This window comes from Methanosarcina barkeri MS, from assembly GCF_000970025.1.
Taxonomy (GTDB): domain Archaea; phylum Halobacteriota; class Methanosarcinia; order Methanosarcinales; family Methanosarcinaceae; genus Methanosarcina; species Methanosarcina barkeri.
The window spans coordinates 3637140-3660288 of record NZ_CP009528.1; the positions used below are offsets into that span (position 1 = coordinate 3637140).

Sequence of the window (23149 nt, forward strand, 5' to 3'; positions counted from 1 at the left end):
TGCTTACACTTTCGTTGAAATTAATCTTTAACCAATTTATCTGTCAAAAATGTGATGAGAGAAGTGATCGGCTAAATGGAGATTATAACCAAAAATAAGGTGGTCAAGGCAACATTAGAAAGCCTTCTTAGCCTGGCCGTAATGTCGCTAACACCGGCAATAGCAGCTGCCAGTGAGGCGAATCTTAAAATTCCGAATTTAAGCCAAGAGCAAAACCATTTGCTGCTCTTGGGCATCGTAGTCTGTATATTAGGTATGCTGTTTGGCCTTTACCAGTTTATGAAGGTGAAAAAAATCAGGGCTCATCAGTCCATGCTGGATGTGGCCGACACAATCTACGAGACCTGTAAAACTTATCTTATCCAGCAGGGCAAACTGCTGTGCATATTATTTGTTTTCATCGGCTTATGTATAGCCTTTTACTTTGGCTTCCTTCAGAAAATGCCTCTGAGCGGAGTAATGCTTATCATGGCCTGGACCATTTTAGGGATACTGGGCTCTTACACGGTTGCCTGGTACGGAATTCGTATGAATACCCTGGCCAACAGCAGAACCGCATTCGTTTCCCTGGAAAAAAAGCCCCTGAAACTATTAAACATCGCTCTCGATGCTGGGATGAGCATAGGCGTGCTTCTGGTCTGCGTTGAGCTAATAATGATGTTAATTATACTGCTGTTTGTTCCAAGGGACCTGGCTGGAGCAAGCTTTATAGGCTTTGCAATCGGTGAGTCTCTAGGGGCCAGCGCCTTACGTATTGCAGGTGGAATATTCACCAAGATCGCCGATATCGGCTCCGACCTGATGAAAATAGTTTTTGGGATAAAGGAGGATGATCCGCGTAATCCCGGTGTTATTGCCGACTGTACTGGAGATAATGCAGGCGATAGCGTAGGGCCAACCGCAGATGGATTCGAAACTTATGGTGTAACCGGAGTTGCCCTTGTTTCCTTCATAGTTCTGGCTGTACAGCCTGACCTGACTGGCATCCTGCTTACCTGGATTTTTGTCATGCGTATACTCATGATTATTACATCTGTAGCCTCTTTTTACATCAATAAAACACTTAGCCAGGCAAGATTCAGTAGCAAAGACGATTTTGATTTTGAACAACCTCTGACCAGTCTAATATGGATTACCTCTATTTTTTCTATAATTGGAACCTTTGCTGTAAGCTATTACATCCTGGGACCTAAATCCGGAGTGCCTGCCGAGTTGGAGAATCTCTGGCTTGTACTCTCAATAATAATAAGCTGCGGTACCCTGGGAGCGGCTTTAATTCCCGAATTTACAAAAGTCTTTACCAGTCCAAATTCCAAGCACGTAGCTGAAGTTGTCAAAGCTTCCCGAGAAGGTGGCCCGTCTCTTAACATTCTTTCCGGACTGGTTGCAGGTAACTTCAGTTCATTCTGGATCGGTATGGTCTTCTTCTTGCTAATGTTCGTTGCCTACTATGCCAGCGGATATGGCTTGAGTGAGATAATGATTTATCCGTCCATATTCGCATTCGGACTAGTGGCTTTCGGGATGCTGGGCATGGGCCCCGTTACCATAGCAGTTGACAGTTACGGACCTGTAACTGATAACGCTCAATCTATTTACGAGCTGTCGCTTATAGAAACCATACCTAAAGTAAAAGAACAGATCCAGAAAGAATTCAATTTCAAACCGGATTTCGATACAGCCAAACATTATCTTGAAGCAAATGATGGGGCAGGAAATACCTTTAAGGCCACAGCCAAACCGGTTTTAATAGGTACAGCTGTGGTTGGTGCTACAACGATGATTTTCTCCTTGATTCTTGTTATTAGAGATGTTCTCGGGGTACAACCTGAAGAAATCCTGACCCTGCTTAATCCCTATACCATCTTTGGATTATTAGCAGGCGGCTGTGTAATTTACTGGTTTACGGGAGCATCAATTCAGTCCGTAACTACCGGAGCCTACCGGGCAGTTGAATATATCAAGGGAAATATTCAGCTTGATGAAAACGCCAGCCAGAAGGCATCCACGGAAAAGTCAAAAGAAGTAGTAAAGATCTGTACCCAATATGCGCAGCAGGGTATGTTCAATATTTTTATTACCATATTTTCCTTTACTCTGGCATTTTCCTGTCTATCGGCTCCAATATCCAGAAATGATTCGGTGGCGCTTTTTATCTCCTATCTGATTTCCATTGCGGTATTCGGACTGTTCCAGGCTGTGTTTATGGCAAATGCCGGTGGGTGCTGGGATAATTCTAAAAAAGTTGTGGAAGTTGACCTTCAGGAGAAAGGTACCGATTTACATGAAGCCACTGTGGTAGGCGACACTGTAGGCGATCCTTTTAAAGACACTTCATCAGTCGCCCTCAATCCAATCATCAAGTTTACCACGCTGTTTGGCCTGTTGGCCATGGAAATAGCGATTTCGGAGTCCTTCCGAAACGTGGCTCCCTATGCAGGTGGCTTATTCCTGTTGATTGGTCTGTACTTTGTCTGGCGTTCATTCTATAAAATGAGAATCCCGACAAAAGAGTAACAAAGTAGCTATTAGCTGCTAATCAAAATGTGAGATCAAGCCTTACAACATTAGATGTTGTGAGGCTTCTCCTGAACAGTGATTTCACGAAGCAGCAAATCTTATTTTCAAACTTTTTTAAGTATGAAGAAGTTTCATTTTTGAGAAGATACTTATTTGGTAATCCTAGGCACCCATTGGTTTAATTTTGAAAGTGTGTTCATATTAATCATAAAAATGTATTATATTAATCTTAAAAATGTATTATATTAATCTTAAAAATGTATTATATTAATCTTAAAAATGTATTATATTAATCTTAAAAATGTATTATATTAATCTTAAAAATGAAATGTCATTGAACCTATGTTTTAATTTATTTTTTCGAAAAATAATTTCTGCAAAACCAAATTTCTGTAAAGACTGGTTTCTGTCAGAAAGTTCCGTTGATTTTTTTCTCTTCGATGGCAAGGCAAAAAAAGTTATGGAGTGACAAAAAGGAATTGTGGAACCTGAGAAATTAAATAAATAGAACTGTAATTCTAAAGAAATAATGGACTAAAAAGCTAAGAAGTAAGAAAAAATTTTAGAAATATATAAAAAAGTTTGATTGTGAACATGTCTGTAAAAAAAGTTTGATTGTAGTTATATCTGAAAAAAGTTTGATTGATAGATATCAAATTGATAAGTAGAAGTAGTGTGAGCGGGTTGGGGAGTGGGGGGTCATATGGGGAGTGGGGGGTATGGTATGTGAAAAAAGTTTCCCGCTCACATTACACATTACCCCTATTCAAACTGATTATATAAATAGCTATGCATTCTATCCGATTTATTATAATAAAAATGTTATAGTAAAGTATAAATTAGGGATTAACAATCAGATTTGATTTTTCTTATGCATATTTGTGTAACGGATATAAAAACTCTTTCAAGAGCTAAAAAACCATTAAAAATTGGCTCCAGGTATTTTAACCTCTGGGAAGCGGTTTTTTGAACGCCACTGCGGACAAGAAATTACGGACAAGAAACTATAATACCTGGCTAAGGGTTTTTATTGCTATGGAACTTCACAGGCTTTTGATTTACGGAGCAGCTTTTACTATAATGGGACTCTCGAATGCTGTTATCCCTATCCTTCCGGAGCTTGCGAATCTGAGTAATAATTCCTCTGGCGGGTTCGCCTTAAGCCTGTTATTTTCCGCCTACTTTCTCGGAGCCCTGGGAACAATGCTACCTTTTGGGATTCTTGCAGACAGGTTCGGTAATTTTAAGTTCATAGCACTAGGTATCATTCTTACAGTAATTTCAGGGTTGACAATTCTGCTTTCCAAAAACCTCTGGATTCTTTTGATTGCAAGGTTTATAGAAGGTTCTGCCTGCGGAGCCTTTTTACCGGCTTCCTTTGCCATATTATCCAAACTCAATAATCCAGGACGCTATCTAGGAGAGTTGACTTTTCTTTTCAATGCTGGCCTGGCCACAGGGGCATTTCTCTCTGGGTTGCTGGCAGACACCTACCTGAAAGGAGCGATCCTGGTCTTTACAATCCTCACTTTCCTTTTGACCATCTACCTGTTTTCCAGGCACAGAAGACTGGCTGACCCTGAAATCTCAGAGAAAGCAAGTGCATTGAAAAACTCTGACCTTTTTAGAAAGCCTTACAGAGAAACTAAGAAACTCCTCAGCCGCAGCAATATTGGGCTCTGGCTCAGTTCTTTTCTGCTTAACGGAGCCATCGGAGTGCTTGTAGCCTACTATCCTGACTACAGCCTGGGCACTATAACAAAAACTCAACTTGGGATCTCGATTTCCAGCCTTTATGTCTGTGCAATGATTACCTCTTTGTTTGGAGGACATTTCAAAGTAAAGGAAAAAACCTTAATACGAATTGGACTGGGGTTTTCAGCCCTTGGTGCTCTCTCTGCAATAAAATATCCCTTGCTGGGATTTTCAAGCCTTGGAGGAGGATCAGGAGTTGCAACTGTAGGTTTTGCACTCGCTGTTGCCAGAATGAATACTGACAGAGGCCTTGCAATGGGGTTTTTCAACACGACTATATATGCAGGGCTTTCTTTTGCCCCAATTATTGCAGGAATTTTTATAGATTTTGTGAGTTTTGAAAAGCTGTTTATAGCAAACGGGTGCATCCTTGCAGTTGGTATCATATTGAAGAGTTAAAGATTCCTCTGATAGAGGGATTTAACCAGGTTTTACTTCAATAAGTTTCCTTTGACTGAATAGCAGAGGATATTGCGTAAGATATTTATCCCACGGAATTTTCTGATATTCAGGAAGAGGTTTTAGAAATAAGAGTACTCTTTAGAAACAGTAACCGTTTTTAAAATAAAATTACTTTCTAGAATAATAGTAGGTCTCAAGATAAGAGTAATTTTTAAAAGTAAACGGCTTTAGAAACCAGGGAATAATAAACATTGAATGAAATATCAGCATAGGGCTGAGTACATATAATTATAATTGGAAAATCTATGAACTTCAAAAAACTAACACTTTATTCTTCAGTTTTTGCGCTCCAGGGGCTTTCAAACGCAGTAATCCCTATTCTTCCGGAACTTGCTGGAGGAGATAGCGGAAGTGTTGCAGTATCAAGCCTTATCTTTTCCGGATACTTTATGGGGGCTTTTCTTTCTCTTGTGCCCCTAGGAATTCTGGCAGACAGGATCGGGAACCTGAAGGTAATCAGATTTGGAATGCTCCTTACTGCTTTATCAGGTTTTGTTATTACATTTTCGGACATTCCATTGATTCTTGGGATTTTCAGGTTTTTGGAAGGAGTAGGTTGCGGGGCTTTTTTTCCTGCAGCTTTTTCCATACTTGCAGAATGGGAAGACAGCCAGCAAAGCCTTGGGGAGTTTAACTTCCTGTTAAATGCTGGGTTAGCTGCAGGCGTTTTCTTTTCAGGAGTGCTTGCTGGATTTGGAATTAAAACTGCAATAGCTAGCTTCACTTTCCTTGCAGGGCTTTCCTGCATTCTCCTTATCTCATACGGAAAAGAATTTACGCACTCAGAAAGCAAAATTCCTGCAAAAAGTCAGCAGGATACTTCTTTGCTTCCCGAATTAAAAAGTTACCTGATAAACGCCAGGAAAACCATGTTTCAAACCGATTTGGGAAAGATCTGGGGAATTTCGGTACTTCTTTATGGAACCACAGGTCTGTTAAATGCGAACTATGCGGATTACAGTGCTAGCTTTCTGTCAAAACCCGAACTCGGGCTGGCAATTTCAGTTTCTTATCTGGCTGCAATGCTTAGTTCCCTGATTGCAGGCAGGGCAGATTTCAATTATAAAAATATAGTAAGGACAGGAATAATCCTTGCAGCAGCAGGTATCTTTCTCTCGGTGAAACTGCCTTTACTGGCTTTCTTCCTTATAGGAGCAGGAGGAGGAGCCGCAGTTGTAGGGCTTATTACGGCTGTTTCCAGAACCAACTCAAGCGGCTTTGCAATGGGACTTTTCAATACCGGCATTTATGCAGGGCTCGGGCTGGGCCCGGTTCTTGGGAGCTTCTTCCTTGGGCCTTTAGGTTACGAGACCCTATTTTTTGGAAGTGCAGTTGCGCTGCTTTCAGTGTTCTTTGTAAAACTTGAATAAAAATACCCAATCCTGAACAAACACTCGAAGTATAAATGCAAAAATATAACAAAAATTGATTTCAGATAACTCCAGAACTCCACATAAGTTTTAAAAAGCACAAAAACCCTATGCTATAAATAAAATATAACATTTGAAAATCCGGTGATTAATTGAAAGTAAAGTCAAGAGTCCAGCTAAGGAAGAATATCAAGAACAAAATGTTGAAAGATCTTGTGTCCACTTTTGGCGAAGAGCTGTCATATCTGGAAGACAAAACCCTGGAAAAAATTACCCTTGAGGAATACTCCCTCATTCTGGTAGATGGCAAGCCTTTACTTTTTGAAATAGAAGGACATCTTTTTCCTACTGTCCGCGGAGCTCTTGAGATGGAACTTCAAAAGCGTGTTGTAACCGTGGATAAAGGAGCTATCCGTTTTGTTTCAAACGGCGCGGATATCATGGCTCCTGGAGTTGTAGCAGCTGACCCCGAAATAAAAGAAGGAGATCTCGTAATCATAGTGGAAGAGACTCATCAAAAACCTCTTGCAATTGGAAAAGCTATTATGGGAGGCCCGGAAATGGTCGAAGCTACTTCAGGCAAAGCCATAAAGTCTATAACCCATGTAGGAGACAATCTCTGGAACACGGAATTCTGATAGTCCTCATAAATCTACTTTCATTGAAAAAAACCTGTGGGCAGGAAACGCGACCTCCCTTAAATAGAATGAAAATCCGGATCAGCTTTATAATAGCAAAATTAATTAATATAGATTTCAATATAGGACATTGCGATTCGAATTTTAAAAAATATAATAGGTGCGCATAAATGGCAAAACTCATCGACAAGCTCCTTGGCAGCAATGTAAAAAGTCAAACCAGTCCCGAGGATTACACCGAGATTGATCTCAGCAAATATGAAGAAGTTCTCGAGGACGAGCCTGCAGAAACTTATGTGAAGATCGCAGAAGTCTCGAATATCAACCAGGTATCTCAGCTCAAGCAGGAAATTTATAACGGAAACATCTTGCTAGTAGATATTTCAAACATTAGAGGCGATGACCTGCTCAGAGATAGAGTTTTAAAAGAGCTGAAAGACGTTATTATCGATGTCCATGGGGATATCGCAGGGGTCAAAGGAAATACCGTAATTGTAACCCCTACAGGCATTAAAATAGACAGATCCAAGATTTCTGGTGGAAAATATTGAATCAGGATTTTTTAAAACAGGAAAGGTTTGAAACAAAAATTTGCTGTCCTCTATGCCAGGCAGATCTGGTGATGACCTGGCAGAGAGATAACATTCCCTATTTCGGGGAGATCATGTATATCAGTGCAAGGTGTCAGTGCAGTTTCCGCTTTGCAGATACCATGATTCTCTCGGTTAAGGAGCCCATGCGCTATGAGATGCCAGTTGAAACCAGTGAAGACCTGGATGCAAGGGTCATCCGTTCAACCTCAGGTACAATCCGCATCCCGGAAATGGGAGTTACCATCGAACCTGGATCAGTTTCGGAGTCATATGTAACGAATATTGAAGGCGTACTGCAACGGGTCCGGGATGTTCTTCTGACCACGAGCAGATGGGCACAGGGAGACGAAGAGAAATCCTCACGCAGCGAGGAGCTCCTTTGTATGCTTGAAGATGTGATTGAGGGCAAGAGAAAAATTACGGTCATAGTCGAAGATCCTCTTGGAAACAGTGCGATAATTTCAAAGAAGGTAAAGACTACTAGACTCTCCGAAAAAGAAGCCGAGAAGCTAAACACCGGCATGGTCGTGTTCGATGTTAACAAATCCGAGCTCGTAAACGATGTCTCAGACAATGTTAAGCCCCTCGGAGATTAATTCTTTTTTCCGGTTTTTCGCAGCCTGATAAATTCCGAGGGCATACTTCCAATATAGTTATTAACTTCTATTTCATAAAGACAGGCATACTGATGGCTATGAAAGTAATTTCACATCAGGATGCCACGTTCTCACGGTTCCATATCTCAAAATGTCACTCACTCAAAATATGACTTCCCGGAAAACCTTATATTAGAATTTCCGGAGAGAAAGAAAACCGGGTCAATTTAAAAAATTATTTAATTAGTTTAATAAGTTGTTTGATCAATTTGAAAGTTTGTTTGGTCAATTTAAGAGTTTAAGAATTATGTCAGATTGCTATAATACGGTGAAGGTATGGCAGAAAGCGAAAAAGAAGCAGCACTCCCCCCAAAAGAGGAATTCAGCGAATGGTATAACGAACTCCTTTGGATGGCCGAAATAATGGATGTCCGCTATCCTGTAAAAGGATTATATGTCTGGTATCCTTTCGGCTTTGCAATCCGAAGAAACACCTATAAAATTATAAGAGAAATTCTTGACAACAGTGGACACCAGGAAGCTCTCTTCCCTCTCCTTATTCCCGAAAATGAGTTCATGAAAGAAGCCGAGCATATTAAAGGCTTTGAAGATGAGGTATACTGGGTAACCCATGGTGGTAAAGATCCTCTTGACATCCCTCTGGCCCTTCGCCCAACAAGTGAGACTGCCATTTATCCTATGTACAAAATGTGGGTCAGGTCCCATGCGGATTTTCCTATCAAAATCTATCAGATAGTTAATACCTTCCGTTACGAGACAAAACATACCCGTCCCTTGATAAGGCTTAGAGAGATTACTTCCTTTAAAGAGGCTCATACAGTCCATGCTACCTGGGAAGATGCGGAAGCTCAGGTTAAGGAAGCTATTGGACTATATACTGAAATATACCGCAGGCTTGGAGTTCCTGTGCTTCACTCAAGGAGACCTGATTGGGATAAATTCCCGGGCGCAGATTATACCGATGCTCTTGATGCAATTATGCCTGACGGAAGGACCCTTCAGATTGGTACCGTCCATCATTTGGGAGATAACTTTGCAAAAACCTTTGACATTAAGTATGAAACCCCTGACGGTGAACAGCGTTATGCTTATCAGACCTGTTACGGGATTTCCGAAAGGTCAATCGCAGCTACGATTTCCATTCATGGAGACGATAAAGGGCTTGTTTTGCCCCCGGAAATAGCACCTGTACAGGTTGTAATTATCCCTATTATCTTCAAGAAAGGAGCCGAGGAGGTACTCGCAGCCTGCAAGGATGTCAAGGAACGCCTGACTAAAGCCGGAATCAGAGTCGAAATCGATGCAAGTGACCTTCGTCCCGGAGCAAAGTACTACAAGTGGGAAATGAAAGGTGTACCCCTCAGACTTGAAATCGGGCCCAGAGACCTTCAGAATAATGTCGCTGTAGCTGTCAGGAGAGATACCGGAGAAAAAGAACAGATTCCGCTCCCTGAGATCGAAACTGGCGTAAGCTCAAAGTTTGAGGCGATCCACGAACACCTGTATCAAAAAGCGAAAGTCGAACTTGAAAACCGCATATTTGAATGTACTGAACTTGAAGAAGTGAAGAAAAAAATTCAGGATGGAGTTGCAACAATTCCCTGGTGCGGAAAGAGAGAATGCGGACTTGCTATGGAAAACGTGATCGGTGCAGGAATTCTTGGAATTCCTCTGGAGCAAAAAAGAGGCAAAAAAGAAAAGTGCCCTATATGCGGGGAAGAAACCGAAACCCGTGTTTACGTGGCAAGAACATATTAAAACAAAAAACTGCTATGGCACAAGCGGAAAGCCGATCTAGCAAAAATTGGAAAGCAAATTATTAAGTGCCTGCTCCGGCTTTCATCTTTCTCTTTTTATTTTATGCATGTTATTATTTGAGTCTTTACAGCCTGAACCTGAAAACAAACTATCAGGAATTAGTTATATATAAAAACGTACTCAATTGATCTTGAATAAATGATCAGTAGAGATCAAGTGACTGAGCCTGAAAAGAAAGAGAAATAAAGTAAACTTAACTTGAGTAATATTAAATTATATTTGTGTATGGATAAATATTAAATAGTAAGTTGAAGAATTCTCTTTGGATTTCAGAAAGAATTAACACTTTGGATTTCAGAAAGAATTAACACTTTGGATTTCAGAAAGAATTAACACTTTGGATTTCAGAAAGAATTAACACTTTGGATTTCAGAAAGAATTAACACTTTTCAAAAATGCTTGCCTGCAAGCCTTTTAAAAAAAGGTTAAGCGAAAACGTCATTATCAACGTAATAAACTGGCACAATGATTTCCTCAAGCCTTTTAAAAAAAGTGTTGAGTGAAAAAGCGTGGTCAAGCAACGCTTGCATGAAGGAGATATGATATGGCCTGGATAGAACCGGAAGTGACCAGAAAACCCAGAAAACCGATGTTTTTATGTGTGCTTTCCAATACCAAAACCGCACATATTCCCAAGCTTTCAGCTGCAGGAAAAACGGCTGAACTTACGGACTATACGCCTGCAGGAGATGCGGAACTTATGGACACGGGAAATATTATCAGTGTACCCGTTCTTCCCATGACTCCTCCCTATGACACTCCTACTCCTGCAATTATGACCCGTTCGGCGTTGAAACTTACGGATGCTCCCTATAATTTCATAAATTCTGGTCTTATTGTAACTCCGGAGGTCCCATGCATTGACCTCAAAGCAAAGCCTGGAGAAGATATCAGGGAACCAGTTGCAGTCAATGATGTACAGGGAATCTATGAGCGGGCAAAGTTCCTGGGCAGGAGACTCAGAAACCAGGTGGATCACGTAGTCATTGGAGAAAGCATTCCAGGCGGCACAACAACCGCAATGGGAGTTTTAATGGCGCTAGGATACAACGGAAATGTCAGCAGCAGTGCTAATGAAAATCCCCTTGAGCTGAAGAAACAGGTCATTGAAGAAGGTTTAAAAGCATCAGGCCTGACCTTTGGCTGCCTGAAAGATGATCCCATGAAAGCTATTACCTGCATGGGAGATCCGATGATGCCAGCTGTTGTAGGTCTTGTTGCAGGTTTTCAGGACACTGATGTCAGTGTTGTGCTTGCTGGAGGGACTCAGATGGCAGCAGTGTATGCACTGATAAAACACCTGGGTTTCAATACGGAAAAGCTGGCAATTGCTACTACCCGGTATGTTGTGGAAGATAAATCCGCGAACTTTATTGAACTTACCAGAACACTTGAAGTACCCGCAGTCTACGTTGCAGACCCTGGTTTTGGGAAGTCCGAACTCAAAGGGCTTCACAGGTATGAGACTGGCACGATCAAGGAGGGTGCAGGGGCTGGTGGGGCAATGTATCTTGCGGGCCTTTATGGGATCTCTCAGGATGAATTCAGGTCCGAAGTAGAAAACGTTTGCAAACTGCTCAAAGCAGGACATTGAAAAAACAAAAACAGCTTTTGGACTGGGTTTACCAAAATGAATCTCCTTAAACAATCTTCTTAACTCAACTTTTTTCATTATTTTTATGGTTATTCTTAGGAAGTACTGAAGAAATATATATGAAATTTACAGTCAAAGAAGAGTGATAATTACTTCAAAAAACAAGATAGAGCACAAAATGTATAACGCTGTTCAAAAAACAATAATTAGTATAAAAAGAAATAAGGAGTTGTTACATCTCACAAAAATTAGTAATAATAACTAAAAATTAGAAAAGAGAATTTGAGAGATATTGAAGCTCTTAAAAAGCTAATTTTTCCAGCTTTTAAAATTAAACTCCTTTTTTCAGTTTAGGTTTTTATTACATGTTCAGACGTCTTCATGAGGTTTGAAGGCGAAGATGTCATATCTATAGATGTCGGTTTCTGAATGTGGAAGATATTTACTCCCCCTGATAAGTATGCTTCCGAAATCATACTTCCACAGTTTCGGCAATAATAGAAGACATTAGAACCCATGACTTGACGTTTTAGTGTTGTTTGGCATACGCTGCAAAACATAGAAATACTTTCATTTTTCATGCAGGGTCCTCATCCGTAAATCATGATAGAATCGAGCCTTGCGGTACCTACTTTTGTCCAATACTTACAAACACTGCAATACTCTATCTTTCCATCAGAACTCATTTTCAGTTTAGCATGACATTTTGGGCATATTTTTAGCCGTTTCGTAACTAATCCCCCTTGGATTCCATTTTTTAAACTGCAAGATCAGGCGGCCAAAAGATCGAAAAGATATCCTAACAGTCGCAACGGACCTGAAAGAATCTCCATCAGTACTGGAAAACTACTGCCCCTAACCTTGAAGTTACATTTAAAAGCCGTTTTTGACCTTTAACTGACAACACATAATCCCCCGGACAGGCTCCAGATAAAGGCATTTTAAGCTAAACAATTGGACCGCTTAAAAATCATACCTGTCCGACCTCGCTGCAAAATACTACAACAAGCTATCAAATATATTATTCCTGATAGGATATAAGTTTTAGCTCAAAATGAATTATTTTTTATATGATCAAGGGGAAAAAGGCTACCTTTTAGTAAGATTATACTTCCTCAAATGTGTACTGTAAAATGAAGATGGAAGTAAATACGAAAGCGACGGCATGCCTTATTGATAGGCACTCACGGCAGATGTTAGACAGCTATTAGATAGGTATTTCAGTTTAACTCTATTAGTCAGCGTATACCGGATGTCAATTAATGAACATCAGTTTAATAAGCATCAGCTAAGTTACAGTAATTATATCAATATCGATGTAATGGGTAAAGTATGCTTGCGTTAATATAGCAGGTGTTAGAGAATATTTATTGAGTAGTATTAGTTGAATATTATATAAAACAGGAAATTAAATAAATATATTAATTAACGGTTGCAAAGAACAAGAAGTAGATAATTAAAAAAATGATAATGTGGTATATATTATTAAATATTAATGCATTGAATATGATCCAAATGAACGGATTGGAAGACAATATTTCTAACCAGATGGTACTATTCTGAATTAACAAATACTTGCTTCGTCAGATTTCTCAGCGTATAAATGGTTGTTGAAACCTCTCAAAGCGAAATATATAAATAATATTATCGCTTTAGGAGTGTTCGCGATGAGGTAGGTAAAACGACCACATCCGATTGTATGAGCCGCTTTAACTCAGTTGGTAGAGTGTCTGGCTGTTAACCAGAATGTCGTAGGTTCGAGCCCTGCAAGCGGCGTAAATTTTTGCATTTCTTATTTCTTATACTATTCTTTTCAGAATAGATACGACATATGCAAAAACTTAATTATTTAAGATATACTATAAACTACTAACAACATTATAGAATCAATAAGGGCCTGTAGCTCAGTCAGGTTAGAGCGCTCGGCTCATAACCGAGCGGTCACCGGTTCAAATCCGGTCAGGCCCATAAACTATATATCTAAAGAATATCTTGTATAAGAAGATTTAAGAGTAAAATAATAACTTTTCTATCGAAAAGCCGCTTTAACTCAGTTGGTAGAGTGTCTGGCTGTTAACCAGAATGTCGTAGGTTCGAGCCCTGCAAGCGGCGTAAAATTTTTGCATTTTTAATCTTCAATATAATCTTCAATAATTACTGTTTTCTGGTTATTTTTACGTTTTGCCCTTTGAATATGGGATTTTGGAACTTATTCTACTCGCTCCTGCTTTTGGTTTTTACTTTGCCCACATCCTTCTGCCTATGTTGTCTGAACTCGCTCAGCTTTTTTCATCTAAATTCGCCTAATTTGTATTCTCTAAACTCGTCTTAGAATTCATCTTATCTTAGCCTGCTAGTAGATAAATTTTTAAATTTTCTGGGTACACAGTTTATTGTCAAATGGTACACAGTCTATTGTCAAATGGTACACAGTCTATTGTCAAATGGTACACAGTCTATTGTCAAATTCATTTTTACAAATCCCCTGGTGAGTCAGAAGTTTCAGCAGAATGTCAATAAATGTGATTCTGGAATGATCTGTCAACACTCAGTGGAAAAAATTATAAATTTCCAGAAATGGATAAGGTAGTAAGAAGAATTATAGATAATACATAAATACACTTTAACAGTATTATTACCATCCAACTAATTACGATTCAAAAACTGAGGTTTATACAATGGTTTCGATTAAAAAAGAGGATGTAATCATACCTCTGGATGTCCCAAAAGCAATGCGTGAAACATACGTGAATAATTATATGGAAATGACCCGAGGAACTGGCAAACTGATGCTTTTTGCAGGCGATCAGAAGGTAGAACATCTGAACGATGATTTTTACGGCGAAGGAGTCCCTGAGGACGATGCTGATCCCGAACACCTTTTCAGAATAGCATCCCAGTCAAAAATCGGAGTTTTTGCAACCCAGCTTGGGCTTATTTCCCGCTACGGCATGGACTATAGAGACATACCATATCTTGTAAAGGTAAACTCCAAAACCAATCTTGTTGGAACAGCGCAGACTGATCCTTTTAGCAACTTATGGTATGATGTTGACCAGGTAGTTGAGTTTAAGGAAAACAGCGGGCTTAATATTCTTGGCGTAGGATATACAATCTATCTCGGCAGCGAATTCGAAGCTGAAATGCTTGTTCAGGCGGCTCAAGTAATTTACGATGCTCATCAGCATGGAATGTTATCCGTGCTCTGGATTTACCCACGCGGCGAAGCTGTAAAAGATGAAAAGGACCCACACCTTATTGCAGGAGCAACAGGAGTCGGAGCCTGCCTTGGTACGGACTTTGTAAAAGTCAATTACCCGAAAAAAGAAGGAGCAAAGTCTGCCGAGGTTTTTAAGGAAGCTATCAAAGCCGCAGGGCGTACTAAGGTCGTTTGCGCAGGCGGTTCCAGTGACGAAGCTGAAGCTTTCCTGAAAAAGCTTCACGATCAGATTCATGTTTCTGGAGCACAGGGGAATGCAACCGGAAGAAACATTCACCAGAAGTCTCTTGATGAAGCTGTCCGAATGTGTAATGCTGTCTATGCAATAACGGTTGAAGACGCAAGCGTCGCAGATGCCCTTAAGATCTATAAGGGTAAATAATAAAGCCTGCAGAAAAGCCTGCAGAAGATCAATACAAATTTTCAAAGACGGTATTGATAATAGGTTTGGCATTAAAGGTCGTGAAAATATGCAAATTCCGGATCATAAAACAAAGATCGTCTGCACCATAGGTCCTGCTTCTTCTTCCGAGGAAATGATCAGGAAACTTGTGCTTGCTGGCATGAACGTGGCAAGGATCAATTTTTCCCACGGAAATTTCGAAAGCCATGGTGAAGTAATCCGGAGAGTCCGCAAGGTTGCAGAGAAGCTTGACAGGACAGTTGCGATTCTCGCCGACCTGCCAGGCCCTAAGATCCGTATAGGCGAACTGGAAAAAGAACCGATTATGCTCCATAAAGGAAACTCTGTGACCCTTACGAGTGCCGAAACTACTGGAAATGAAACACGCATTCCTGTAAGCTACAAGCAACTTCCGGAAAGCGTGATTCCAGGGAGCCTTATTTACTTAAGTGACGGGTTTATCCAGCTTCGCTGCCTGGAAATTTCGGGAACAGATGTGCGTTGTGAGGTTCTTGTCGGAGGGCAGCTCTATTCTCATAAAGGGCTAAATCTACCAGGAGCAAAGATCTTGGTTGATCCCATAACGGGAAAGGATCTTAATATTCTTGAGTTTGCCCTTAGTGAAGGGATCGACACTTTCAGTATTTCTTTCATAGAAAGTGCGGAAGATATTCATAATGTCCGGAATTTTGCTGCAGCTAGAGGAAAGTCTGTATATATTGTTTCTAAAATTGAACGCAGGCAAGCTGTAGAAAATATTCAGGAAATTTTAAAAGAAACCGATGCGCTTATGATTGCCAGAGGGGACCTTGGGGTTGAAATTCCGATTCAGGAAGTTCCTTCAGTCCAGAAGGAACTTATCCATAGTGCAAAACTTCTTGGAATTCCGGTAATTACAGCCACTCAAATGCTGGCTTCAATGACTGATAATGTAAGGCCTACCCGCGCAGAGGCAACCGATGTTGCCAACGCAATCCTTGACGGCACTGATGCGGTTATGCTTTCGGAAGAGACGGCAGTTGGTAATTATCCTGTGGAAGCTGTTGAAATGATGGCAAAAATTGCAAAAACCACAGAAGACTGGCGTTCCAGGACAAAATGGGGACTTGATACTATTATCAAGGGCATAACGGCAAGAGAGATGCCAGTGGATGAGGTAATAACCCTCCAGGTGCATGAAGCCCTGCAAAAACTGCCGGTTGCAGCCGTACTGACCCCCACAAGAAGCGGAGCAACACCCCGCAGGATCTCACGCTTCAAGCCCGATACCTGGATCCTTGCTTTCAGCCGCGTCCCGAGAACCTGCGGCTTTCTCTCTTTATCCTATGGTGTTTATCCTGTTGCTGTAAATGAAAATATTGAAAGCTGGGAAAAAGAGACTACTGAGAAAGCCAAAGAACTTGGATTTGTAAAAAGTGGAGACATTGTTGTTTTCACCCAGGGCCCGTCTTCAGGAAAACCTGGAGGCACAAATATGCTTAAAATTCTCACCCTTGAGTGAAAAAGACGACATGTCCATTTGTGATAGACGACTCTAGTTTAAACCCGATTTCCTATATGAGATTCAGTATACTTGGTTTTATGAGATAAGTATCAGGAAAAGTTCTTATCTCAACAAATTTCAAATCAGTATGTTGAAGCCGATATGTTTAGATATCAAGTACGTGATTTTTACGATCAGAATGTTGAAGCCGATATGTTTAGATATGAAGTGCATGATTTCTACTGTAGAATGTTTAAGTCGACATGTTTAGATATCAGGTGCATGATCTCTACTGTCAGAAAAATTAACTTTATGTGATGAGGTTTCATTAATGAAACAAAAGGACCCAGCAACAAAAAACCAGAGATATCTGGCTGTTTTTTTGGCATTAACAATGCTTTTGTCAGCCGGTGCGATCTTCTTTTCAGGTAACTTAAATAAAGATAAGAGTGATAATGCTTCTTCTTCCGGAAATATAGAGGAAAATAATACGATCGCTTTTTCTCAAATTCCTGGCAGGCAGGTCCACCATGAATTCAACTCCATTGCCGACGGGTTAAACATGTCCCCTGAAGGGGTAGTAAGTGCCTCATATATAGACCTGCAGAAAACGACAGGAACTCCATTTGAACAAGTCTTTGGGAATAAAACAATGATGTACTCTCTATATGGGACAGACGTAACCAAACGTTATGGGGCACGTTATGCTGATGGTGAAGGGTTCGAACTCCACCAGATTCCGGAGCGGAAAATGTTAATGCCCTGGGGAGCAGTTCAGTATGATAACTACAGTCTCCTTGCAAGGACAAACAATACTTATGATATTTGGAATGTAGCCGGAAGCCCTGTGATCCTTGGTTCTCGCCAGAGCGTGCAAGATGTGATTGACGTGCTGGAAGAAAATACAACTGCTTCAACCGAATACAATAGCCTCCTGACCCAGGCGAATCCTGAAGGAAGCCTCTACCAGGAATTGGCCACAAAGACGAATAATTCCACTATGCCGGCCGATCAGATATACATGGATCTCAGGAAACTGGATAACGGCAGTTACAGTCAGACATCCCTTTACCTTAATCCCGAATCCAACTTCACTGAAAAGATTAAGGCTCTTCAGGCAAACTCTACCGAACGCGGAGTAACCTACAATGTAACTACCTCAGGAAACATTACCAAAATGATGATTACTTCCAACTTTAGAAGCTTACTTAATGAAACAGAAATGCTTTCACAGTAAGCTCCTAAATTTTTTCTTTTTTAATGTCTTAATTTTAAATGTTCATTCTCAATATTATTTCCGATGCTTGACTCTGTTTATGTTTAGATTTTGCATCCCTAATGTTTCGATTTGACATCCTTCTTTTATTTCATTTCATATTATATTTATTCAGATTTTTATTTCATTCTCCTTTTGCTACTCCAGCTAAAAGAATAATCATCTATTTCTACCTGTCAGACAATCTTCTAAATAAGCAGTAATACTAGGGAGTGATACTATTGAGATTTCTAGACAGATTATTCAAAAAGAAAATTGAGGGCAAGACCGCAGAGGAATGGTATAGGCTCGCGACCAACGAAACTGATCCTGAAAAAAAGATTGAGTATTTCGATAAGGTCCTAAAGCTGAAACCTGATTTTGCAGGAGTCTGGAATCTCAGAGGACTTGAATATATAATTCTCAGACGGTACGAAGAAGCTATTGCCTCGTTTGACAAAGCCCTTGAGATCCGACCTACCTACCCGGAAGCAAGGTACAATAAAGAAGATGCAGAAACCGAATTAAGAAAGATAAAGGTATCCGAAGCAAAAGCCGAACAGAGAGGAGGAAAAGCAATCACAGAAGAGACAGAAACGTAAAGGAGGAAACTTAAATTTTGAGTATTCCTCTTCCTCACTTGCCATTTACTAAATAAATCTGATTATTACGTTTTTTCCTCATAAAGATTAATTTTTACTTTTTTTCCTCATAAAGATTGATTTTTACTTTTTTTCCTTCAAAATACATTTATTTCTACTTATTTCATGTACCTATTCTTCGTATATCTGGTTTTTCATACAGCTTATTCTTTCCTCCGCATCTCCATTCCAATTATTTCTTTCCACGGTTTAGCGCCTGGAGTCCAAGTTTTACAGGGCCTGGGAGTTTCCCGCATTGCATGACCTTCATCTGCTCAGGGGAAATAAGTTTGAAAGCTGCATTCATGAGCATATCGGATTTCATAATCCCATCCATAAGCTTCCTTGCCTGTACCGATGTTTCCAGTGCGGATCCGAACTGAGCTCGCCAGCGATGGTCATATTCTTCAAGCCTGCAATTCCCGGCTGCAAATTCGGCGGCTGTTTCTCCTGCTATTTTTCCCGCAATCATTGCAGGAGGAATTCCACCTCCGTTTGTTGCAAAAATATGACCTGCTGCGTCTCCTACAATCAGCGTGTTTTCAGTTGCGGTTCTTTCAGGAGCGCCATTTACAGGGATAATGCCCGCAATAATATTCATGATTATGCAGTTTTTTATTTTTGGTCCTGCAAGCGGATGGTTACGCATAAAACGGTGCAGGTATTCTTTTGCAGAGACCCGATTTTCAGCCATACCACTTCGGATTCCGATTCCAATATTTGCCCGGTCCTGACCTTCGGGAAAAATCCAGGCATAGCCGCCGGGCACAAAATCTTTTCCGAAATACATTTCCAGGGAAGAGGGATCAATATCCACATTCCTTATCTGGTATTCGAGAGCAACCGAGGTTTCTCTTGATCCAGACTTAAGAGCAAGCCCTTTTGATTTTGCTACCAGGGAATTAGGACCGTCAGCTCCGATAATCGCTTTCGCTTTAATTCTGTATTTCCCAAAGACTCCTGAAGTTTCAACAGTTGTTCCTTCAATTTTCGTTACACGAGTTTTAATCATCAGTTCAGCTCCTGCTCTTGCTGCCTGCTCGGCAAGAAACTGGTCATACCTGCACCGGTCAAGGACTGCACCCCTGACAGCGAATTCTTTTATGTTGCAATTTGGAGTGAAAATACGCTGATTATCAATACGCTGCAGTACACAGGAATCAGGGTAATTTTTCAGCGTATCCGGAAGCATTGCCTCACGGAGCAAGGCCTGGACTTCCGAAGCATCGGGAAGGAAACCAGCGCACTGAATAGGGCTCCCTATTTCTCTTTTTTTATCAAGAAGAAGTACCGAGGCGCCGTTCTTTGCAGCATACATGGCGGCTGTAGAACCTGCAGGGCCTGCACCCACAACGACTACATCATAAGAAGCTTCAGGGATCATAAAAGGGTCTTCCTGTCATTTATTTTAGCTTTGCAATTTATGGGGAATTGTTTATTAATCCTTTCCCGAAGCTCGCGAACAATGTCAATTAATTATGCCATATACCGGAATAATGGAAAGTTATAAATACAAATACATAGTACAACGGTTACCGGCTTCCTGTGCCGAGGAGCAAATTAAGGAGCAAGGAAAAAATGAGACAGATAGCAATATACGGAAAAGGTGGAATTGGAAAATCCACCACTACTCAGAATCTGACCGCGTCCCTCTCGACCATGGGCAACAAAATTATGCTTGTAGGATGTGACCCGAAAGCAGATTCTACTAGAATGCTGCTTGGTGGCCTGAACCAGAAGACCGTACTTGACACTCTTAGAAGTGAAGGCGATGAAGGAGTTGATCTTGATGTTGTTATGCAGCGGGGATTTGGCGATATAAAATGTGTGGAATCAGGAGGGCCTGAACCAGGTGTAGGATGTGCAGGCAGGGGAATTATCACTTCTATCGGGCTACTTGAAAACCTAGGAGCATATACCGATGATCTTGATTATGTATTCTACGACGTACTTGGTGACGTTGTGTGTGGTGGATTTGCTATGCCTATCCGCGAAGGAAAAGCAAAAGAGATTTACATAGTTGCCAGTGGAGAATTGATGGCTATCTATGCTGCAAATAACATATGTAAAGGACTTGCTAAGTTTGCCAAAGGGGGAGCCCGTCTGGGAGGTATCATCTGCAACAGTAGAAATGTCGACGGAGAGCGTGAACTCCTCGACGCTTTTGCAAAAAAACTTGGAAGTCATTTAATTCACTTCATACCCAGGGACAACATTGTCCAGAGAGCAGAAATTAACAGGAAGACTGTAATTGATTTTGACCCCGAATCCAACCAGGCAAAAGAATACCTGACTCTTGCCCACAACGTCCAGAACAACGACAAACTTGTCGTTCCAACTCCGCTCCCAATGGAAGAGTTAGAAGCAATGATGGTTGAATTCGGAATTGTTGATCTGTGATGATTGGATTTAAAACTATATAACTATAATTTGAGAGTTGAGAGGAGTTAAAAACTATGCAGATGATACGTGCAATCATCAGGCCAGGCATGGAAACTAAAGTTATCGAGTGCCTTGAAAAAGAGGGATGCATTTCCCTTACAAAAATGGAAGTCTTTGGTAGAGGGAAGCAGAAAGGTATCCATATAGCAGACATCAGCTATGATGAACTGCAGAAGACCATGCTTCTAATGGTGGTAGAAGACGAACATAAAGACAGGGCTATAAAGACTATAATGGAGTCCGCCAGGACCGGAAAATACGGAGATGGTAGGATCTTCGTAACCCCTGTGGAAGAAGCCTATACCATAAGAACTGGAAAACCAGGACTTTAAAGCCGGATTTTCGGAGGAAAATCCTATGAAAGAGATTACTGCGATAATTAGGATGAACAAAGCCCAGAGAACTAAAGATGTCCTGCTTGAATGCGGCTTTCCTTCATTTACCGTAAGAAGGGTTATGGGCCGCGGGAAACAAAGAGGGCTTTGCCATGAATTTAATCCCCCTCTGCCAGATCCGGAAAAAGAAGCTGAGACCTGTATTCGCTTCATCCCAAAACGAATGTTCACAATCGTTGTGGATGACGAAAATGTAAGTGAAGTGGTCCAGAAAATCATAGAAGTTAACCAGACCGGAAATGCAGGAGATGGAAAGATTTTCGTTTCAGACGTTACTGAAGCAATCCGTATCCGGACTGGAGAAAGCGGAGAGGCGACAGTAAATAAGGAGCTGGTATAATGGGAGCAGAAATAGATTCAAGAATTGAAGACGAACAAAAGCTTGTCGATGATATGTTAAAAGTGCTCCCGGAAAAAGCTGCGAGAAACAGAAGAAAACACATAGTTGTCAGGAATTGTTCCACTGAACAACACATCGAAGCCGACGACAAGGTAATTCCTGGCATCCTTACAAACCGCGGATGCGCTTTTGCAGGTACCAAGGGTGTGGTTTTCGGGCCGATTAAGGATATGGTACACCTCGTTCACGGTCCTATAGGCTGTGCATTCTATACCTGGGGCACCAGACGAAACTTTGCAAAGGCAGAAGAGGGTGGAGATAACTTCATGAATTACTGCGTATGCACTGACATGAAGGAAACCGATATTGTCTTTGGAGGAGAAAAAAAGCTCAAAAAAGCTATTGACGAAGTTGTGAAAATTTTCCACCCTGAAGCTATCACTATCTGCGCAACCTGTCCTGTAGGGCTTATCGGAGATGACATTGAATCCGTTGCCAGAGAAGCTGAAAAGGAGCATGGGATCAAGGTAATTCCCGCCCGTTGCGAAGGATATAGAGGAGTTAGCCAGTCGGCAGGCCACCACATCGCAAGCAACGCCCTGATGGAGCACCTCATTGGGACTGAAGAAATTAAAAGTCCAACACCTTTTGATATAAACGTCTTTGGAGAGTACAATATTGGAGGAGATCTCTGGGAAGTCAAACCAATTTTTGAAAAAATTGGGTACAGGATTGTCTCAAGTTTAACCGGAGACGGTTCATTCCACAGGATCTCACAGGCTCATCAGGCAAAACTAAGTATTCTGCTTTGCCACCGTTCCATTAACTATACTAACCGGATGATGGAAGAAAAATACGGTGTTCCCTGGCTGAAAGTAAATTACATTGGTACGAAAGGAACTGAAAAATCCCTGCGGAAAATGGCAGAGTTCTTTGACGACCCGGAACTTACCCGGAAGACAGAAGAAGTCATTGCTGAAGAAAAAGCAAAATATGCAGAAGATATCGAAAAATACAGGAAAAAACTCAAGGGAAAAACTGCCTTCATCTATGCCGGAGGTTCTAGATCGCATCACTATATAAATCTCTTTGAGGAACTTGGCATGAAAGTGATTGCTGCAGGCTATCAATTTGCTCACAGAGACGACTATGAAGGCAGGCAAATAATTCCTCAGATCAAAGAAAAGGCTCTTGGATCAATTCTTGAAGATGTGCACTACGAAAGGGATGAAAACGTCAAACCCACAGTCAGTCCTGAAAGGATTGAAGAACTGAAAACGAAAATTGGACTCATGGACTATAAAGGCCTTTTCCCGGATGCGGAAGACGGAACCATTGTTATTGATGATCTTAATCACCATGAGACTGAAGTCCTTGTAAAGACCCTTAAGCCGGATATTTTCTGCTCTGGAATCAAGGATAAATACTGGGCTCAGAAACTTGGAGTCCCGTCAAGACAGATCCATTCGTACGATTACAGTGGAAGGTATACAGGCTTTTCCGGAGTTTTGAACTTTGCAAGGGACATTGATATGGCTCTGCACAGCCCAACCTGGAAGTTCATACGCCCACCCTGGAAAGCAGAAGATGTAGAATAAGAGGG

The 23149-nt window shown here is 41.0% G+C and carries 17 protein-coding genes and 3 tRNA genes; 19 read left to right on the top strand and 1 reads right to left on the bottom strand.

All coding sequences use genetic code 11. The annotated features are described in order from the left end of the window. The first annotated feature begins 75 nt into the window (after positions 1 to 75). From MSBRM_RS14675 to MSBRM_RS14745, 15 genes are all read left to right on the top strand, one after another. A complete protein-coding gene (locus MSBRM_RS14675; RefSeq protein ID WP_141706340.1) occupies positions 76 to 2517 on the top strand; it encodes a sodium-translocating pyrophosphatase in 2442 nt (813 codons plus the stop codon). Positions 2518 to 3486: 969 nt separating this feature from the next. Then, on the top strand, positions 3487 to 4674 hold the full coding sequence (locus MSBRM_RS14680; protein ID WP_230628921.1) for an MFS transporter: 1188 nt from the start codon (positions 3487 to 3489) through the stop codon (positions 4672 to 4674). Positions 4675 to 4982: 308 nt separating this feature from the next. Next, entirely contained in the window at positions 4983 to 6107 is a 1125-nt protein-coding gene (locus tag MSBRM_RS14685; RefSeq protein ID WP_048121447.1) for an MFS transporter, read from the top strand. Positions 6108 to 6259: 152 nt separating this feature from the next. Next, positions 6260 to 6745, top strand: a complete 486-nt coding sequence (locus MSBRM_RS14690) for an RNA-binding protein (protein ID WP_048156193.1) — start codon at positions 6260 to 6262, stop codon at positions 6743 to 6745. 170 nt (positions 6746 to 6915) lie between these two features. Then, positions 6916 to 7296 (top strand): cell division protein SepF, encoded by a 381-nt coding sequence (locus MSBRM_RS14695; protein WP_048121451.1) that lies wholly within the window; start codon positions 6916 to 6918, stop codon positions 7294 to 7296. Further along, positions 7293 to 7934, top strand: coding sequence for a ZPR1 zinc finger domain-containing protein (locus MSBRM_RS14700; RefSeq protein WP_048121452.1), 642 nt, complete (start codon positions 7293 to 7295; stop codon positions 7932 to 7934). The genes MSBRM_RS14695 and MSBRM_RS14700 overlap by 4 nt, the downstream gene beginning before the upstream one ends. A gap of 336 nt (positions 7935 to 8270) precedes the next feature. After that, a complete protein-coding gene (proS, locus tag MSBRM_RS14705) occupies positions 8271 to 9713 on the top strand; it encodes a proline--tRNA ligase (RefSeq protein ID WP_048156195.1) in 1443 nt (480 codons plus the stop codon). 604 nt (positions 9714 to 10317) lie between these two features. After that, a complete protein-coding gene (gene cobT, locus MSBRM_RS14710) occupies positions 10318 to 11367 on the top strand; it encodes a nicotinate mononucleotide-dependent phosphoribosyltransferase CobT (protein ID WP_048121456.1) in 1050 nt (349 codons plus the stop codon). Between the two features lie 1703 nt (positions 11368 to 13070). Beyond that, positions 13071 to 13143 (top strand) — tRNA-Asn (locus MSBRM_RS14715). A 117-nt stretch (positions 13144 to 13260) separates the two neighbouring features. Next, positions 13261 to 13335, top strand: a tRNA-Ile gene (locus MSBRM_RS14720). 71 nt (positions 13336 to 13406) lie between these two features. After that, a tRNA-Asn gene (locus tag MSBRM_RS14725) sits at positions 13407 to 13479 on the top strand. A 566-nt stretch (positions 13480 to 14045) separates the two neighbouring features. Next, positions 14046 to 14969: a beta/alpha barrel domain-containing protein gene (locus MSBRM_RS14730; RefSeq protein WP_048121458.1), complete on the top strand. Its 924-nt coding sequence runs from the start codon at positions 14046 to 14048 to the stop codon at positions 14967 to 14969. 88 nt (positions 14970 to 15057) lie between these two features. Then, a complete protein-coding gene (pyk, locus tag MSBRM_RS14735) occupies positions 15058 to 16491 on the top strand; it encodes a pyruvate kinase (RefSeq protein WP_048123500.1) in 1434 nt (477 codons plus the stop codon). 313 nt (positions 16492 to 16804) lie between these two features. Beyond that, positions 16805 to 17710, top strand: a complete 906-nt coding sequence (locus tag MSBRM_RS14740) for a hypothetical protein (RefSeq protein ID WP_048121460.1) — start codon at positions 16805 to 16807, stop codon at positions 17708 to 17710. A 251-nt stretch (positions 17711 to 17961) separates the two neighbouring features. Continuing rightward, complete coding sequence (locus MSBRM_RS14745; RefSeq protein ID WP_338041670.1) at positions 17962 to 18330, top strand: tetratricopeptide repeat protein; 369 nt, start codon at positions 17962 to 17964, stop codon at positions 18328 to 18330. A gap of 232 nt (positions 18331 to 18562) precedes the next feature. Here the strand turns inward: MSBRM_RS14745 and MSBRM_RS14750 are convergent, their stop codons facing one another. Then, positions 18563 to 19753, bottom strand: coding sequence for a geranylgeranyl reductase family protein (locus MSBRM_RS14750; RefSeq protein ID WP_048121464.1), 1191 nt, complete (start codon positions 19751 to 19753; stop codon positions 18563 to 18565). 194 nt (positions 19754 to 19947) lie between these two features. On the opposite strand from MSBRM_RS14750, the gene nifH reads away from it, so the two are divergent. The 4 genes from nifH to nifD are packed head-to-tail and all read left to right on the top strand — an operon-like array spanning position 19948 to position 23144. Continuing rightward, positions 19948 to 20769, top strand: coding sequence for a nitrogenase iron protein (nifH, locus tag MSBRM_RS14755; protein WP_048121466.1), 822 nt, complete (start codon positions 19948 to 19950; stop codon positions 20767 to 20769). Between the two features lie 56 nt (positions 20770 to 20825). Next, positions 20826 to 21143, top strand: coding sequence for a P-II family nitrogen regulator (locus MSBRM_RS14760; protein WP_048121468.1), 318 nt, complete (start codon positions 20826 to 20828; stop codon positions 21141 to 21143). Between the two features lie 25 nt (positions 21144 to 21168). Beyond that, positions 21169 to 21546 (top strand): P-II family nitrogen regulator, encoded by a 378-nt coding sequence (locus tag MSBRM_RS14765; protein WP_048118829.1) that lies wholly within the window; start codon positions 21169 to 21171, stop codon positions 21544 to 21546. Then, complete coding sequence (gene nifD, locus MSBRM_RS14770) at positions 21546 to 23144, top strand: nitrogenase molybdenum-iron protein alpha chain (RefSeq protein ID WP_048156197.1); 1599 nt, start codon at positions 21546 to 21548, stop codon at positions 23142 to 23144. Before MSBRM_RS14765 ends, nifD begins: the two co-directional genes overlap by 1 nt. The last annotated feature ends 5 nt before the right edge of the window (positions 23145 to 23149 follow it).

What these genes read in the sequence shown, in the direction of transcription:
- MSBRM_RS14675 (WP_141706340.1), top strand. Translation starts at nt 76, where the DNA reads ATGGAGATTATAACCAAAAATAAGGTGGTCAAGGCAACATTAGAAAGC.
- MSBRM_RS14685 (WP_048121447.1), top strand. Translation starts at nt 4,983, where the DNA reads ATGAACTTCAAAAAACTAACACTTTATTCTTCAGTTTTTGCGCTCCAG.
- MSBRM_RS14695 (WP_048121451.1), top strand. Translation starts at nt 6,916, where the DNA reads ATGGCAAAACTCATCGACAAGCTCCTTGGCAGCAATGTAAAAAGTCAA.
- proS (WP_048156195.1), top strand. Translation starts at nt 8,271, where the DNA reads ATGGCAGAAAGCGAAAAAGAAGCAGCACTCCCCCCAAAAGAGGAATTC.
- cobT (WP_048121456.1), top strand. Translation starts at nt 10,318, where the DNA reads ATGGCCTGGATAGAACCGGAAGTGACCAGAAAACCCAGAAAACCGATG.
- MSBRM_RS14730 (WP_048121458.1), top strand. Translation starts at nt 14,046, where the DNA reads ATGGTTTCGATTAAAAAAGAGGATGTAATCATACCTCTGGATGTCCCA.
- pyk (WP_048123500.1), top strand. Translation starts at nt 15,058, where the DNA reads ATGCAAATTCCGGATCATAAAACAAAGATCGTCTGCACCATAGGTCCT.
- MSBRM_RS14740 (WP_048121460.1), top strand. Translation starts at nt 16,805, where the DNA reads ATGAAACAAAAGGACCCAGCAACAAAAAACCAGAGATATCTGGCTGTT.
- MSBRM_RS14750 (WP_048121464.1), bottom strand. Translation starts at nt 19,753, where the DNA reads ATGATCCCTGAAGCTTCTTATGATGTAGTCGTTGTGGGTGCAGGCCCT.
- nifH (WP_048121466.1), top strand. Translation starts at nt 19,948, where the DNA reads ATGAGACAGATAGCAATATACGGAAAAGGTGGAATTGGAAAATCCACC.
- MSBRM_RS14760 (WP_048121468.1), top strand. Translation starts at nt 20,826, where the DNA reads ATGCAGATGATACGTGCAATCATCAGGCCAGGCATGGAAACTAAAGTT.
- MSBRM_RS14765 (WP_048118829.1), top strand. Translation starts at nt 21,169, where the DNA reads ATGAAAGAGATTACTGCGATAATTAGGATGAACAAAGCCCAGAGAACT.
- nifD (WP_048156197.1), top strand. Translation starts at nt 21,546, where the DNA reads ATGGGAGCAGAAATAGATTCAAGAATTGAAGACGAACAAAAGCTTGTC.